We start from the raw sequence: 16398 nt of genomic DNA on the forward strand, positions 1-16398 counted from the left end.
GAAGGCCGGAGCCGGCAGGACTCAGGCCTTCGTGTGTGGTGGGCGATACTGGGATCGAACCAGTGACCTCTTCCGTGTCAGGGAAGCGCGCTCCCGCTGCGCCAATCGCCCGAGGTGGGTACCGGATTCGAACCGGTGTAAACGGCTTTGCAGGCCGGTGCCTAGCCTCTCGGCCAACCCACCATGAGAATGCTGGGGCTGGGCGCTCCCGGCTCCTCGGAGCGGATGACGGGACTCGAACCCGCGACCCTCACCTTGGCAAGGTGATGCTCTACCAACTGAGCCACATCCGCGTGATTCCTCACGGTTCGCCCGAACCGCTCGGTGCTGGAAAACCATAGCATCACGATCGCGCCGACAGGCAAACAGCATCGTGGTGATTCACCTCACCGAGCAGGCATTTGCTCCCGCGGCGCGCGCCTGGCTAGGGTTAGCGCCGCACCGGGCGATTGGCTCAGGGGTTAGAGCGCCTCGTTCACACCGAGGAGGTCACTGGTTCGATTCCAGTATCGCCCACCGCAGTATCTTGACATCAAGTTGACAGTACCCGCCCCAAGGGCGGGTATTTTCGCATCACCCTGCTCTGCAAGCAGACGAGCAGAGGCGGGCTCAGAATCAGCCTCTCACTATGGATGCCGTCACAGTCTCCACTCCACTGTCACGATTCGATGCACCGATGTGTCTGATGGGTATGAGTCCAACGCATCGCACCACCATCGTCATCATCGGGGCCGGGTACGCCGGGATCATGGCAGCCAACCGGATCGCTTCTCACCCAATGGCCACCGCCCTCACACGTGTTCGCCTCATCAGTGCCTCGGCGCACCTTGTCGAGCGTATTCGTCTGCATGAGGCTCTTCGTGCTGAAGAAGACCCGGTACGACCCTTGTCCGAGCTGCTCAACCCAGCCATCGACGTTGTCATCGGCCACGCGACCAGCATCGATCGCAAACGGGGTGTCGTCCATCTTTCCGACGGCGACCCCATTCCCTTCGACCAGGTCGTCTTGGCGACCGGCAGCACCAGCCGGGCACCTGCTGGAGCCCTGCCGATCTCCGGGATCGCCGATCTGCAGCCGCTTCGAGATGAACTTGTCGGCTCTTCACACACGCGCATTCGCGTCGTCGGAGGTGGTCTCACCGGGATCGAGACCGCCGCGGAACTTGCTGAGCAAGGATTCGATGTTGAGATCGTCGACTCCGGCACCGTTGGCTCCCACCTCGGTGCGCGAGCCCGCAAGCAGGCCTCTCGCCAACTGCGTCAGATGGGCTGCACGGTGACCGACGACCATATGTGCCAGCCCGAGCCCGGCATGCTCACCATATGGACCGCAGGTTTTGCACCGGTCACTGTTCCGTGCGATCCACCAGTGCCAACCTCTTCCGACGGGCGCATCGTGGTCAACAGGTTCCTACGCTCGCCCGACGATCCCAGGATTACCGCGATCGGGGATTGCGCTGCGCCTCCGGCCTCGCACCTGCGCCCCAGCTGCGCCTCAGCCCTGTCTCTGGGAGCCGTAGCCGCTGATATCCTCATCTCCGACGTACTGAAGACACCACCGCCGTCCAACACGGGGGTCGGTTATGTCATGCGCTGCGTCTCGCTGGGACGCAACCGCGGCCTCGTCGAGCACGTAAGTCCGGACGACGTTCCCAACGGTCCTGTCCTGACGGGGAGAATGGCCCGGCGAGTCAAGGACTGGGTCATGGACCGCACTACTCAGTGGTTGATCGAAGAGGCTCAGCGCTCCGGCTCGTACCGCATTGTGAGAGGCCCATCTCAATGACTGCTTCCGACCAACCCGCAGATATCGACAACAGGTCCGGTCAGGATTTCGAGGAGCATCGCGCCGTACTGTTCACCCTCGCCTACAGCATGCTCGGTAGCGCGGCGGAGGCCGAGGACATCGTGCAGGAGACATGGCTGCGCCGCCAACGCGTCAGGGAACCGGTCCGGCAGGAGCGCGCGCTGCTGTGCCGCATCGCCACACGCCTGGCACTCAACGCGCTGCGCTCCGAGGCCAACCGGAAGGAGTCCTACCTGGGACCGTGGCTTCCCGAGCCGGTCGCCACCGAGGCAGACCTGGCCGACGACCTGATCCTGGCGGAGACGGTCTCTCAGGCGACGCTCATGGTACTGGAGACCCTCTCCCCCGCCGAACGCGCAGCATTCCTCCTGGTAGAGGTCTTCTCCCTGTCGTCGGCGGAGACCGGTCGCATCATCGATGCATCCGACACCGCCGTGCGCCAGCTGGTGCACCGTGCGCGCACCCGGCTGCAAGAAGGACGAGCACACCGACGCGCCAACCCCTCTCCCGAGCTGTGGACCGAGCTGACCAGCGCCATTCGCTCGGGAGACCTGGCGACCACCGTACGACTACTGGCTCCCGACGCCGTACTCGTGTCCGACGGTGGAGGCCGAGCCTCGGCGGCACGCCGTCCCGTCCGAGGCGCGGAGTCCGTGGCTCGCTTCCTTATCGGCGTCGCCGCGAAGACGCCGCAGTTCGATGTGGCACCGGCGTGGATCAACGGGGAGCTCGCAGCCGTGGTCAGCAGTTCCGAGAACGTAGAGTTCGTGGTCTTCCTGGTTGCTTCCGAGGCTGGTGTTCAGCAGGTTCTCATCGTCCGCAACCCCGACAAGCTCATGCGTATCGACAAGCCAGTGAGATTGTCCCGCTGACCTCATTGCGATCCATCGTCAGATCCGGGCGCCGTCGGCGATCCTTCCGGGAGACCCCTCCTGGCTCACGAGCGCCTCACCAGTGGCGACGACGCCGGATCCGAAGGTCCAGTCGCCCTCCACGGTCAGCGACTGTGCGCCCTTGATCGATGGGACACCATCAGGGAACCGGGCCTCGAAGTCCTGGATCTTCTTGTAGAAGCGCGGGTCGAGCTTCACGGTGCAGGCCCGCTCCGGGACCATCTGCAGCAGGCCGTCGTCGTCAACCTCGTAGACGTCCGAACGCACCAGCAGCAGGTCGTTGGTGGTCTTGACCGGCAGGAAGCGGGAACGGGGCACCTCGATGGCGGTCGCCCCCTCGAAGGCCTCCACCGCCGCCCCCATGGCGGTTTCCAGCTGGATGACCGGGACCGACGAGGAGTCGGCGGGATCGACCGTTTTGCTGTTCTTGATGAGTGGCAGCCCGAGGATCCCGCCCCGCTCGGCCAGGGTGTCGCGCAGGACCTTGAGGTCGAACCACAGGTTGTTGGTGTGGAAGAAGGGGTGGCGGAACTGGTCGGTGAAGTAGTGCATCTGGTCCTCCGGCGTCTGGGCCGTGTCGCGCAGGATGATGCGTCCGTCGCTCTTTCGCACCGCTAGGTGCCCACCCTTGACGTCGGCCGGCGTACGCCGGCACATCTCCGGCGCGTAGGGGGCGCCCGAGGCTGCGAACCAGCCCGCGATCCTCGCTGACGGTGCTGCCCCGAGGTTGTCGGAGTTGGCGGTCATGGCATACCGGTAGCCCTTGTCCAGCAGCGCGTCAAGCAGTCCGGAGGCGAGCAGAGCGGTGTAGATGTCGCCGTGTCCCGGCGGGCACCACTCGAGCTCGGGGTCGGCCTCCCACTCCACGGGAGTCAGATCGTCTGCACGCAGCTTGGGCTCGCGATTCTGCAGGAAGTCCAGGGGCAGGCCATCGACCTGGATCTCGGGATGCCCGGCCAGCGCCTCCAGGGAGTCCTCGCGAGTACGGAAGGAGTTCATGAGGATGAGCGGCAGGCTCACCCCGTAGCGGCGACGGGCTGCCGTCACCTGGTCGACCAGCAGGTCGAGGAAGGTCTTGCCGTCGCGCACCGGCAGGAGGGACTTGGCGCGGTCCAAGCCCATCGAGGTGCCCAGACCGCCGTTGAGCCGAATGAGGACCGTCCTGCTCAGCGCCTCCCGAGCCTCCTCCTCACTGACCTCGATGTCGGAGAGGGAGTCGATCTGCGTGAGTGGCTCAATGGTCTCCTCGGGAATGAGCCCCGTGGCTCCCGCCTCCAAGGACTGGTAGTAGTGCGTGAAGACCGTGATGGCCTGCTCGGCGACGCCCGCGTCGCGCATCTTGTGCTGGGCAGCGGTGAGTCCGTTCTCGCTCATGACACGTAGCCTAACCCAGGCTGACCGTTCTTGGGGTAGTTTGTTCGACTCTGTTCGTTTGCGAGATGATGGGCGCCCCTTGCAGGCTCAGCAGGTTTTCCACAGGGGAGTTTTTCCTTTTGCTGACTTCGACATCTCCCCTATTCTCGTTTGAACCGGTCGAGTGATGAGCTGCCTGCCTTCGGGCACCGAGTGACCAGGAGAACCGTCATGTCCATCCCTCCCAACGCGGGTCCGAATGTCGCTCTGCTCCTGCAGAGGCTGGACCTCATCGAGAAGAAGGTCGACTGGGTCGCGCAACGTGTCACCTGGCTGGCCTACAACACCGCCACTCCGACGGGGACAGAAGGCAACCAGTCCCCGGCGGAGGTAAGCATTCCCGAGGCCTCATTGTCGGAGGCTGCTGAGAGCTTCGAGGCCCTCAATGATGATGCCGCCGCGGTACCCACCGACGGCTCAACCGTGGCGATGCCGACGCCGTCGATGAGCAATCCTGCGCCGGGATCCGACGCTGAGACTCCTCACGAGATGCTCGACGGGTCTTCTACCCAGGCCGTCGAGGACGGGACCTCACACGACGAGGAAGCCGCCCGGCCCGCTCCGGCCCAGGCCTCTGCCTCTCCCCACGAGCCCAGGGCCGAGGAGCCTGTGGTCCGGAGCCACAAGGCAGTCAGCCATGCAAACGAGCGCGGCTCCGAGCCCTGGACCAGCCCCGGTTCAACCGGCTACGCAGCCGCCCCGCCTAGCAGGGGCGGCGCCAGTGAACCGAATCAAGAGCTGCTGGCTGACACGAGTCACGTGCATGCCACCGATGCCGGAGAGCTTCCCAGCTGGGCGCGCAGAGCGATGCAGGAGGGCAACCTCGGGCGCTATCTGCTCTCCGGCGCCGCCGCGGTACTCGTTCTGTCCGCCGGCGTCAGCCTCCTGGCTCTGGTATGGAACTCCATTCCCGACCCGGTCAAGATCCTGACTCTCGCCCTGATCGCGGTGGCAATGACGACCGCCGGCGCTCGCCTGGGAATCAGCCGGCCCCGTTACCGCGTCGCTGCGGCCACTATCACGGGAACCGGTGGCGGACTCGGGTTCGTCTCCATCGTCGGGGCCGTTCTTCTGGACGGGATGCTCAGCCCGGAACCCGCTCTGGTCCTCATGGCCTGCTGGGGACTGGTGCTCCTCGTGGTATCCCACCTGACCCGTGTGCTGTTCACTGCGGTCGTCTCGACCATTGGTGCCCTGGTCACCATCGGTTTTGCGGTCGACCATGTGGTGCAGCGTCCGAGCACGGCCATCGTCACGTGGCTGATGATCGGTGTCTACGTCGCGGTCCTGGCCCTCACCTGCGGGCTGCTGTCGCGGAATACGGAGCGGATGCGGCTGGCCGCCTGGTATCCGGTGACATCGATGGTGGCGACGGCGACGGCTCTTGTCTTCGCTCCGATCAGGCCGATGCTGCGCATATCCACCATCGCAGGTGCCGGCATCACCCTGGCTCTGTGCCTGCTGCTGGTCTGCCAGATGATTCATGCCAGTAAACGTCTGTGGGGAATCGGTATCAAGGCGGCCGGCTGGGACTGGGGCTTGGCTGCCGTGGCCCTGCTGGTCGCTGACCGAAACCTGCTGATGGGACAGGTGGATCTCAAGCTTGCGCATTCCACCACCGTCATCACCTTCTTCCTCAGTCTCCTTGTGCTGGTCGGAGCTGCGCTCGCGGTGCTCTCGCCGCGCAGTCCGGACCAGTGGCGCAGCGCCATGGCGATCGGACACGAGGCGTCGTTCTTCCCCATCGCACTCGTCGGCATGACGATCGTCGACGATCCCCGGATGTATCTCTTCGTCATTGTCACCGCGATGCTCTGCTTCCTTCCCGCGATCATGGACGGGAGAGTGGAGCCGGCCCTGGCCCTGGCCCTCCTTGGCACCGCACCGATTCTCGTGTTCTCGGGAGCTGTCTACTCCCGAGGAGAGATCCGGTCTCTCATTGCCGCCGTTGTGGTCTCTGTACTGCTGGTGGTTGTGACCGAGGGCCTCGGAGATCGAGTCGCACGCAGCATACCGGGCCCTGTGTCGGCCGCCGCTCCATCACACGTCCGACAACGAGTCCTGGCCCTGCGCCTGACACTGGCCGCCATCGTGTTCAACCTCGTAGTTCTCACTCCACTACTAGCGAGCGGCCTGGTGGGCGGCTCCCAGAGCGCCTGGGCGATTCTGTGCATGCTTCCAGGACTGATCACGATCGTTTTCATCGCTCTGGGCGCTGTCTCCAGTGAGGCCACGCCGCTGCGAGTGCTCTGCGGCCAGTGCCGAGGAGCGCGCTTCCGGGTGGGCCACCACGGCGAGGCACTGCCCGACCCGCACAGCTCGCTGGCAGGAGCACCGGCGCCGTCCTGGTGCGTCTCAGGCATTGTGACCATCATGGCCATGCTGGAGCTGTCGTGGGCCGAGGGCCTGACCTCGTCGGCCTGGACATTGGCACTGGTGGCCGTCGCACTGGGGTTGGGGGCGAGCGGCACGTGGCTCCTGCTTCCCTGGGGGCGGCGCACGGAGGTGTGCCTGAGCCTTGCGATCGGTAACTCAGTGCTCATGTGGCTCTCGGTCATCGTGGCCACCAACATCGGACCGAGCTCGGTTCTCATGTCGGTGCTGGTCCTGCTGACCGGCGGAGCCTGCATCATCTTCGGATTCAAGGCGCGTCTAACGATCCTGCGCCACTACGGACTGACCTTGGTGCTCCTGTCCGTGCTTAAGCTCGCCGGTATCGACATGGCCTCGCAGAACTCGATCGTTCGAGTCGTCTCGCTAGCGGCTGCGGGCGTTGTCTGCTTCGTCCTCTCACTGCTCTACAACCGCTACGCCCAGGAGCAGCGTCGCGAGCACGGCGACGGCGCGGAGAACACTGAAGTTCCTGAGAAGACCGGAGAACAGCAGGCCACTGTCTTCGAGCCGCCCGCCTGAGCAGACCCGGGTGGACAGAACTAGCGACCGGCCGGCTCAAGCATCGGCGCCAGGAACTGCCCGGTGTAGGAGGACTCCGTGGCCGCGACCTTCTCCGGCGTTCCGGTGACGACGACGGTTCCCCCGCCCTTGCCGCCTTCGGGCCCCATGTCGATGACCCAGTCGGCGTTGGCGATGACGTCGAGGTTGTGTTCGATGACGACCACGGAGTTACCCTTGTCCACCAGCCCCTGGAGCACCCCGAGCAGCTTGCGGATGTCCTCGAAGTGCAGTCCGGTGGTCGGCTCGTCCAGGACATAGATGGTCCGGCCGGTGGAGCGGCGCTGGAGCTCGGTGGCGAGCTTGACGCGCTGGGCCTCGCCGCCGGAGAGCGTCGTGGCCGACTGGCCCAGCCGCACGTATCCCAGCCCCACCTCGACCAGGGTGTTGAGGTGGCGGGAGATGACCGAGGAGGCGGAGAAGAAGTCCGCGGCCTGGTGGATGGTCATGTCCAGAACGTCGGCGACCGTCTTGTCCTTATAGCGGATCTCCAGGGTCTCCCGGTTGTAGCGGGCACCGTGGCAGACCTCGCAGGGCACGTAGACGTCGGGCAGGAAGTTCATCTCGATCTTGAGGGTGCCGTCTCCCTTGCAGGACTCGCAGCGCCCGCCTTTGATGTTGAAGGAGAAGCGCCCTGGCCCGTATCCGCGGACCTTCGACTCGGGCACGGCCGCGAAGATTTTACGAATGTGGTCCCATACCCCGGTGTAGGTGGCGGGGTTGGATCGGGGGGTGCGCCCGATCGGCGACTGGTCGACGTGGACGACCTTGTCCAGGTGGTCTACGCCCCGCACCGTCTTGTGCCTCCCGGGTACGCCGCGGGCACGGTTGAGTCGGTTGGCGAGCACCTGGTAGAGGATGGAGTTGACCAGGGAGGACTTGCCCGAGCCGGATACTCCTGTGACGGCGGTCAGCACGCCGAGCGGGAAGGAGACGGTGACGTCCTTGAGGTTGTTCTCGCGGGCGCCGACGACGGTGACCTCACGGTTCTTGTCGCGCTTACGCCGCTCGGCGGGGATCTCGATCCGACGCCGACTGGCCAGGTAGTCGCCGGTGACCGAGCCCTCGGCTCCGACCAGACCCTCGACGTCACCGGAGTAGACGACCTCACCGCCCAGCTCTCCGGCCCCGGGGCCGATATCGACGATCCAGTCGGCCGAGCGGATGGTGTCCTCGTCGTGCTCGACGACGATGAGCGTGTTGCCCAGATCCCGTAGTCGCTGGAGAGTCTCGATAAGACGGGTGTTGTCGCGCTGGTGCAGGCCGATACTGGGCTCGTCCAGGACGTAGAGGACGCCCACCAGGCCTGAGCCGATCTGGGTGGCCAGGCGGATGCGCTGGGCCTCGCCTCCGGAGAGCGTGGCCGCGCCGCGGGCCAGGCTGAGGTAGTCCAGACCAACGTCCACCAGGAAGCCGAGGCGCGCGTTGATCTCGGCCAGGACGCTGCCGGCGATCTGGGCGGCCTGGCCGGTCAGATCGAGATCGGACAGGAAGTCTCGGGCCTCGCTGATGGGAAGCTCACACAATTGGGCGATGGAGAGCCCACCCACTCGCACGGCCAGCACCTCGGGCTTGAGCCGGGCGCCGTCGCACACGGGGCAAGGGATCTCACGCATGTAGGCCTGGTAGCGCTCGCGGGACCAGTCGGACTCGGTCTCGTCATGCTTGCGCATGACGTAGTCGAGCACGCCCTCGAATCCGGTGGAGTAGATGCGTTCGCGTCCCCAGCGGTTGCGGTAGGTGACCTTGACCTCGTAGTCCTTGCCGCGCAGGATCGCCTCCCTGGCCCGTGCCGGTAGCGCGCGCCAGGGGGTGTCGACGTCGAAGGAGAGCTCCTTGCCCAGAGCCTCGAGCTGACGGGTGAAGTACTTCTGGTGGCTCGACCAAGGGGCGACGGCGCCCTCGGCCAGGGTCCGCTCCTCATCGGGGACGACGAGCTCGGGGTCGACCTCGAGCCGGGTCCCGATGCCCGTGCAGGCGGGGCAGGCGCCGTAGGGGGCGTTGAAGGAGAAGGTGCGCGGCTCCATCTCGTCCAGAGCCAGGGGGTGCTCGTTGGGACATGCCCGCTTCTCGGAGTAGCGGCGCTCCCGCGCGGGGTCGTCGTCGGACAGGTCGACCTGCTCGATGATGACCAGCCCCTCGGCCAGACCGAGCGCCGTCTCGACCGAGTCGGTGAGGCGCTGACGAATGCCGTCACGTACGACGAGGCGGTCGACGATGACCTCGATGTCGTGCTTGAGACGCTTGTTGAGCGTCGGTGGAGTGTCGAGGCGCTCGGAGGCGCCGTCGACGCGTACCCGGTTGAAACCGCGTCCGCGCAGCTCACCGAAGAGCTCGGAGTACTCGCCCTTGCGACCACGCACCACAGGGGCGAGCACCTGGAAGCGAGTGCCCTCGGGCAGAGAGCTCACCTGGTCGACGATCTGCTGCGGCGTCTGGGAGGAGATGACAGCGTCGCAGACGGGGCAGTGCTGGACGCCCGCCCGGGAGTAGAGCAGACGCAGGTAGTCATAGACCTCCGTCACCGTGCCCACCGTGGATCGGGGGTTGCGCGAGGTGGACTTCTGGTCGATGGACACCGCTGGGCTCAGGCCCTCGATGAGCTCGACGTCGGGCTTGTCCATCTGACCCAGGAACTGTCGGGCGTAGGATGACAGGGACTCCACGTAGCGGCGCTGCCCCTCGGCGAAGATCGTGTCAAAGGCGAGAGAGGACTTGCCCGAGCCAGAAAGCCCGGTGAAGACGATCATCGTGTCGCGAGGCAGGTCCAGGTCAACGCCCTTGAGATTGTGCTCGCGGGCCCCACGGATGATGAGAGAGTCGTTCACGGGATTCGAGTCTAGGGGCTTGTTGTCAAGACCGCGCGATCGCACACGTGTTCGACGCGTCTCATCGCTGGGACGCCGGAAGAATGCGGATGCTCCAGTTTCGGGCCAGGGTCGGAGCTCCCGGTCCTATGCTGAGACCATGACCAAGATCTACGCCGTCGAGTACCGCTACGTCACCGACAAGGATGAGGAGATGGCCGCTGTGCGTCCCTCGCACCGCGCGTTCAATGGCCGTCTGGCTGATGAGGGTAGGCTGTTGGCCGCCGGCCCCTACGTGGGCACCCATGACGCCCTCATCGTCGTGCGCGCCGAGGACGAGGCCGGCGCGCTGGCCTTGCTCGAGGACGACCCCTTTCACCAGGCCGGTTACATCAACGAACGCATCCCGCGCGAGTGGAACCCCGTGATCGGCGTCCTGGCCTGAACCGCTCCCCCACCATCCCATGTGCTGACGGCTCTTGCTCCCGCGCCGCCCGGCCGGGAGCATGGGCCCATGATTTCTTCCGGGCCCTCCTCCGCACCAACCGAGTCTCAGTTCTCCCGCCCCTCCTCGCTCATGGGTCGCCTCCTTCTGCACAGCATGAACATCGGACACGGCCGCCTGCACCAGTGGGGTCTGAAGGCGGCAGGGATCCAGCCGACTGACAGGGTGCTCGATGTCGGATGCGGGGGCGGCAAAGCCATCTCCCTGATCCTGAAGGAGACTCGCCGTGAGGTCGCCGGCATTGACCACTCCCCTGAGGCGGTCGAGACTGCACGGAGCGTCAACCGCGCCGCTGTCGCCTCCGGACGTCTGCGGGTCGTGGAGAGCTCAGTGGAGAGCCTGCCCTTCCGCGATGGGCTCTTCGACGTGGTGACGGCTTTCGAAACCACTTATTTCTGGCCGGACCTGCAGACCGGCCTTACTGAGATCCGCCGGGTCCTCAACCGCGGTGGCAGGCTCGTGATCGCCAACGAGTTCGCCGATAGGGCGGCGGCGGGGGCCTGGGCGGACCGCCTGGACATGCACGTCCCTGACGGTGAGGCCCTGGCCGGCGCGGCCTACAAGGCCGGGTTCCTGATGGTGGATGTCAGCATTCATCCCCGCAGCGGCTGGCTGCGCCTCGTCGCCGCGAGGTAGAGGCGTCCTCATCCCCGACCGCGCACGATCCGACGCCGCACGAGGTGAACCAGCTCGATGCCGCCGATGGCCAGGCACGCCATGAGCAGGATGACCCACCACACACCCGGAGTGGGCCAGGCCAGCAGGAAGAAGGCCCGCACCGGTGGTGCGACGACACCCAGGAGAACGATCGCCCCCATGAGAGCGACCAGCCCCAGCCGCCAGCTGGACAGTGGCCGGGCCGTGAGCGTGAGCAGCCACAGACCGCAGGTGATGAGAACCAGGGTCGTCGCCGTCGTCACCTGAGCGCGGGGGGCATGAGTGAGGGTCAGCCAGAGGTAGGTGGCCAGGGTGACGGTTCCCGCCATGATGCCCGCGGGCACGCACAGACTGAGGACCCGCCCCAGGAATCCCTCCCGGTATCGCTGGGAACTGGGGGCCAGGGCCAGGACAAAGGCCGGGATGCCGATCGTCAGCGAGGAGACTACCGTGAGCTGGCGCGGCAGGAAGGGGTAGGCGACTGCCGTGGCCGCCACGACGACGGCGATGAGAGAGGCGTAGATGGTCTTGGCCAGGAACAGGGAGGCGATGCGCTCGGTGTTTGCCATGACGCGGCGTCCTTGGGCGACGACCCCGGGCAGGGCGGAGAACTCCCCCTTGAGGAGGACCAGGCGCGCCACCGCCTTCGTGGCCGGCGCTCCGTTGCCCATGGCGATGCCGAGGTCGGCGTCCTTGAGCGCCAGCGCGTCGTTGACACCGTCACCGGTCATCGCGACGACGCGACCACGCGACCTCAGCGCCCGCACCAGGGCCCGCTTCTGCTCGGGAGTGACGCGGCCCAGGACGCTGGCACTCTCGACCGCGTCGGCCAGGTGCTCCAGGTCCTCATCCGTCTCCCGACCACTGCCCGCACCAGCCGGGAGAGTACGTGCATCCAAGGCCACGAGCTCACCGCCGTCGGGCGCGGTGACACCTGCCTGGCGGGCGACGGCCGCCACCGTCTCGGGGCTGTCACCGGAGATCACCTTGGCATCGACGCCCTGCTGGCGGAAGTAGGAGAGGGTCTCAGCGGCGTCGGGACGGATCTCCTCGGTGAGGACGATGATCGCGGCGGCCTCCAGACCTTCAGGGAGCCGCGGCTCCTCCTCTGAGGCCAACGTCCAAGTCGAGCGCGATCGGGCCAGTGCGACGACACGCTCACCCTGCGCAGCGATCTGGCAAGCACGTTCCAGAACGTCTTGACCGTCTGCTGCCAGCACGATCTCGGGGGCGCCAAGCACCCAGGTAACGCTGGCGGGCTCTGTAGAGTTCGAGGAACCGACTCGGATCGCAGACCACTTGCGGCGTGAGGAGAAGGGCACCGACTCCACGCCATCCGGCGTCCCTGCACCGAACCGCGCCAGCACGTCCTTGACGCCCTGCTGACCGAGCCGCTCGGGCTCGCTCAGCCCCTCGTTGATCGCCTCGGCGGTCGCGTTGGCCTCCCCCACCGTGGTGAGCACGGCCAGGGCCTCCAGAGCCTCAAGTGGAACCTGGTCTCCATCAGCCCCCTGAATCTCTCCCAGGCGGATACGGCCGGTGGTGATGGTACCGGTCTTGTCCAGGCACAGGGTGTCGACCCGGGCAAGCACCTCGACAGCTGGCAGCTCCTGAACCAGGACGTTGCGCCTGGCCAGAGCCAAGGAGGCGGTGGCGAAGTTGACGGAGGTGAGAAGCACCAGTCCCTGAGGCACCATGCTGACCACTCCCGCGATCCCTGCCACCACCGCGTGCCGCCACGCACCACTGCTCCAGGCCTCGCTGATACTCCCACTCAGACGCAGCTGGGACCACACCAGGACCAGGGCGACGGGGACGATGACCCAGCTGATCCAGTGCAGCACCCGGTTGGTGCCGGCCTGCAGCTCACTGACGACGAGTGAGTACCTGCGGGCCTCCCGGGCGAGCCTGTGGGCGTAGGCGTCCCCGCCGACAGCGGTCGTACGGAACAGGCCGGTCCCAGCCGTCACCGTGGTTCCGGACATGACGTGTGCGCCGTTCTCGGGGCGCACGGGTCGGGACTCGCCGGTGAGGATCGACTCGTCGATCTCCAAGCCGTCATTGGCGACAACCTCTCCGTCGGCGGGCACCTGCTGGCCCGCGTTGAGGCGTACGACGTCGTCGATGACGACATCACCGACCGCCACCTCCGTCTCGGCTCCGTCCCGCACGACGACGGCCCGGGGTGTCTCCAGGACAGCGAGGCGGTCCAGGGCTCGCTTGGCGCGAATCTCCGCCAGGGTGCCGGTGGCGGTGTTGAGCAGCAGAACAAATCCGAACAGCGCATCCGCCCAGTGACCCAGTGCTAGGACGAGTGCCAGCGCGACGCCAAGGATCCCATTGAAGATCGTGAAGACGTTGGCCCTCAGGATCTGGGAGGCGCTGCGGGAGGTCTGCTCGCGGTACGCGTTGGTCCGTCCGGCGCTGATGCGTTCTGCGACCTGAGCAGCACTGAGCCCGGTGACCGGGGCCTCAGGGGCGTTCGTAGTGCTCACAGGTCGACAGTACTGAGTCGGCCAGCAGACGGTCCTCCTCTTGCCGACTGAGACGTCAGGATGTGACCTCGGCCCGCCGGGCATCGGCTCGCGACTTGAGGACCGAAGCGATGACGGTGATAGTGATCGTGGTGACGATGACGGCCAGGGAGACCTTGACCGAGGCCTCCGGGATGGTCTCCCAGTTCTTGCCCCCGTTGATGAACCAGAGCTCATTGGTGTGCAGGGCGTGGACGATGAGTTTGAAGCCGATGAAGCCGAGGATGACCGCCAGGCCGTAGTGGAGGTAGACGAGCCGGTCGAGCAGTCCGTCGATGAGGAAGTAGAGCTGGCGCAGACCCAGCAGGGAGAAGGCGTTGGCGGAGAAGACCAGGAAGGGTTCTATAGTCAGCGAGTAGATCGCGGGGATGGAGTCGACGGCGAACATGACGTCGGCGGTGCCGATGGCGATAATGCACAGCATCATGGGGGTGATCATGGTGCGCCCGGCGTGGCGGTGGATGACCTTGCCGCCCACGAAGCCGTCGGTCATGGGGATGACGCGGGCGACGAGCTTGACGAAGCCGCTGGGCCTGTACTCCTCGTCCTCGTCGTCGGGCTCCTCAACGCCCTCTCGGGCCTGGGAGAAGGCGGTCCACAGGAGCCAGGCTCCGAAGAAGTAGAACACCCAGGAGAAGTTATTGATGAGCGCAGCACCTGCGAGGATGAAGATGAGCCTCAGGACGAGGGCGATGACGATGCCGGCGAGCAGCACCTCCTGCTGGTACTTCCGGGGCACCTTGAAGGAGGACATCATGATGACGAAGACGAAGAGGTTGTCGATGCTCAGCGCCTTCTCGGTGATGTAGCCGCTCAGGTACTGCTGGGCGAATCCGCCGCCCCACACGAACCAGACGATGCCGCCGAAGACCAGGGCCATGGTGATATAGGCCACTGACCAGATGGCAGCCTCCTTCATGGTGGGCTCGTGCGGCGTGCGTACGTGACCGACGATGTCGATCACGATGAGTGTCAGGATGATGGCCGCCAGGCCGATCCACCCCAGAATGTGGACGTCCACGTGTTCTCCTCCGGTACGGAAACTGGTACCGGAGGTCTCCTCCCGCCACGGGCGTCGGCGCTCAAAGCTCGTGCCGCTCTGGCCGCGACGCCGGGAACGCAGGACCGCATGTGCCTGTGCCACCGTGATGACGACGTCGCCGTTGGTTGGGAGTACTCCCCTCCGTATGTAACGTGCGAGAGTCTAACCTGGTGCTCTTGGCACCCATATGCCGGAGTACTCCACGCGGATGTGGAGTGCGCAACGTCCCGGACGGACCAGCGAGAGGGACATCGGTCAAAGACTGAGCGCACCGGTGGCCAGTCCGTGGACGGCGTAGACGGCCATGGCCGCGAAGAGCACAACGAGTCCCCATTCAGCGGCATTGAAGACCCTGGCCTTCTGCTCACGCCGCGCCCAGACGTAGAAGGGCAAGCCCACCAGGTAGAAGATAGCCGTGTACAGGAGGTACACCAAACCGGCGGCATAGAGCAGCCACAGGCCGTACACCGAGCCCAGAACGCCGACGACAAGATCGAGGTACTTGACCCGAGATCGGTCTTTGACGGCGACGAGGACCTGGAACAGGGCGGACAGGAGATAGGGCAGCAGGATGAGGGATGAGGCCAGGTGGATGAGGCGCGTGTAGGTCGAGGCGTTGAAGTAGGTCCAGATGAGGAAGAGCTGGACCAGTCCCATGGTCAGCCATAGGGCATTGGCAGGCACGGCCTTAGCGTTCTCCCGGCCCAGGAACGAGGGCATGAGCCCCTCCTGGGCGGGAATGCGCATGATCTCGGCCAGCATGAGAAACCAGGACAGCAAGGCCCCCACAAGAGAGACGATGAGTCCCAGGGCGATGAACTTCGCCCCCCACGCTCCAACTGCAGCCTCAAGCACCCCGGCCAGAGAGGGGTCATTCAGCCCAACGAGCTCGGAGCGGGGAACGATGCCGTAGGACAGAATGTTGACGGTGAGTAGAAGGGTCAGAACGGAGAGGAAGCCCAGGATCGTCGCCCTGCCGACATCGGCCCGCGTTCTTGCCCGCTCGGAGAAAACCGAGGCCCCTTCAACGCCGATGAACACCCACACCGTCACCAGCATCATGTTCTTGACCTGAGCGAGCACCCCACCAGGCCCCGTTCCGACACCGGCTCCCCAGAAGTCATGGGTGAAGATATCGAGCTTGAAGGCGAACAGGCCAATGAGGATGAAGACGACCAGCGGCAGCACCTTGCCAACAGTCACGATGGCGTTGATGATGGCGGCCTCGCGGATGCCACGCAGGATCAGAACGTGGAACATCCACATGACGACTGAGGCGGCCCCGATGGCAAGGGCGGTATTGCCGTTGCCGAATCCGGGGAGGAATACGCCCAGTGAGGCCATGAGCAGCACGAGGTAGCCGACATTGCCGATCCAGGCCGACAGCCAGTATCCCCAGGCGGAGGAGAAGCCGACGAGATTGCCGAAGCCGGCACGGGCGTATCCGTAAACACCAGCATCGATCTCAGGCAGGTTGATGGCCAGTCGCTGGTAGACGAAGGCAAGCATGAGCATGCCGGCACCTGTGATGAGCCATCCGATAATGAGCGGTCCAGGCGCTGCGGCACCGGCCATCTGCTGCGGCAGCCCGAAGATGCCGCCTCCGATCATCGACCCGATACCGAGGGCGGTCAGTGCAGCCAGCGACACCTTACCGGCCACCGGGGCCCCGCCCTGCGAGTCCGTACTGCTGGTCTCAACGGCAGATCCACTCATGCCGCTCACGCCCCCTTGCGACAATGACAACACAATCTACCATACGGTAGATGTGAAGTGTCGACAAGGATC

10 protein-coding genes and 4 tRNA genes are annotated in these 16398 nt (G+C 65.5%); 6 read left to right on the forward strand and 8 right to left on the reverse strand.

From position 1 onward, the window contains the following. Window positions 1-36: 36 nt before the first annotated feature. The 3 genes from HMPREF9056_RS08720 to HMPREF9056_RS08730 form a co-directional block, all read right to left on the reverse strand. Window positions 37-111: transfer RNA gene (locus HMPREF9056_RS08720), tRNA-Val, on the reverse strand. A gap of 1 nt (window position 112) precedes the next feature. Continuing rightward, window positions 113-183, reverse strand: a tRNA-Cys gene (locus HMPREF9056_RS08725). 37 nt (window positions 184-220) lie between these two features. After that, a tRNA-Gly gene (locus HMPREF9056_RS08730) sits at window positions 221-293 on the reverse strand. A gap of 150 nt (window positions 294-443) precedes the next feature. Here HMPREF9056_RS08730 and HMPREF9056_RS08735 point away from each other — a divergent pair. From HMPREF9056_RS08735 to sigJ, 3 genes are all read left to right on the forward strand, one after another. After that, a tRNA-Val gene (locus HMPREF9056_RS08735) sits at window positions 444-516 on the forward strand. 175 nt (window positions 517-691) lie between these two features. Beyond that, on the forward strand, window positions 692-1786 hold the full coding sequence (locus tag HMPREF9056_RS08740) for an NAD(P)/FAD-dependent oxidoreductase (RefSeq protein ID WP_253269992.1): 1095 nt from the start codon (window positions 692-694) through the stop codon (window positions 1784-1786). Next, window positions 1783-2679: an RNA polymerase sigma factor SigJ gene (sigJ, locus tag HMPREF9056_RS08745; RefSeq protein WP_009404534.1), complete on the forward strand. Its 897-nt coding sequence runs from the start codon at window positions 1783-1785 to the stop codon at window positions 2677-2679. Before HMPREF9056_RS08740 ends, sigJ begins: the two co-directional genes overlap by 4 nt. 18 nt (window positions 2680-2697) lie before the next feature. Here sigJ and HMPREF9056_RS08750 read toward each other — a convergent pair whose 3' ends face one another. After that, window positions 2698-4074, reverse strand: coding sequence for a UTP--glucose-1-phosphate uridylyltransferase (locus tag HMPREF9056_RS08750; protein ID WP_009404535.1), 1377 nt, complete (start codon window positions 4072-4074; stop codon window positions 2698-2700). Between the two features lie 210 nt (window positions 4075-4284). Here HMPREF9056_RS08750 and HMPREF9056_RS08755 point away from each other — a divergent pair, with 210 nt between their 5' ends. Continuing rightward, window positions 4285-7026, forward strand: a complete 2742-nt coding sequence (locus HMPREF9056_RS08755; RefSeq protein ID WP_009404537.1) for a DUF2339 domain-containing protein — start codon at window positions 4285-4287, stop codon at window positions 7024-7026. Window positions 7027-7046: 20 nt separating this feature from the next. Here HMPREF9056_RS08755 and uvrA read toward each other — a convergent pair whose 3' ends face one another. Next, a complete protein-coding gene (uvrA, locus tag HMPREF9056_RS08760; protein WP_009404538.1) occupies window positions 7047-9893 on the reverse strand; it encodes an excinuclease ABC subunit UvrA in 2847 nt (948 codons plus the stop codon). 139 nt (window positions 9894-10032) lie between these two features. Here uvrA and HMPREF9056_RS08765 point away from each other — a divergent pair, with 139 nt between their 5' ends. Both HMPREF9056_RS08765 and HMPREF9056_RS08770 read left to right on the forward strand, forming a co-directional pair. Continuing rightward, complete coding sequence (locus HMPREF9056_RS08765) at window positions 10033-10317, forward strand: YciI family protein (RefSeq protein ID WP_009404539.1); 285 nt, start codon at window positions 10033-10035, stop codon at window positions 10315-10317. Window positions 10318-10386: 69 nt separating this feature from the next. Next, complete coding sequence (locus HMPREF9056_RS08770; RefSeq protein WP_157185046.1) at window positions 10387-11013, forward strand: class I SAM-dependent methyltransferase; 627 nt, start codon at window positions 10387-10389, stop codon at window positions 11011-11013. 8 nt (window positions 11014-11021) lie between these two features. Here HMPREF9056_RS08770 and HMPREF9056_RS08775 read toward each other — a convergent pair whose 3' ends face one another. The 3 genes from HMPREF9056_RS08775 to arcD form a co-directional block, all read right to left on the reverse strand. Next, window positions 11022-13529 (reverse strand): HAD-IC family P-type ATPase, encoded by a 2508-nt coding sequence (locus HMPREF9056_RS08775; RefSeq protein WP_009404542.1) that lies wholly within the window; start codon window positions 13527-13529, stop codon window positions 11022-11024. Window positions 13530-13584: 55 nt separating this feature from the next. Beyond that, complete coding sequence (locus HMPREF9056_RS08780; protein WP_009404543.1) at window positions 13585-14589, reverse strand: TerC family protein; 1005 nt, start codon at window positions 14587-14589, stop codon at window positions 13585-13587. Between the two features lie 276 nt (window positions 14590-14865). After that, window positions 14866-16326, reverse strand: coding sequence for an arginine-ornithine antiporter (gene arcD / locus HMPREF9056_RS08785; RefSeq protein ID WP_009404544.1), 1461 nt, complete (start codon window positions 16324-16326; stop codon window positions 14866-14868). Between the last annotated feature and the right edge of the window lie 72 nt (window positions 16327-16398).

The sequence above is a fragment of the Actinomyces sp. oral taxon 170 str. F0386 genome (genome assembly GCF_000195595.1).
Classification (GTDB): domain Bacteria; phylum Actinomycetota; class Actinomycetes; order Actinomycetales; family Actinomycetaceae; genus Actinomyces.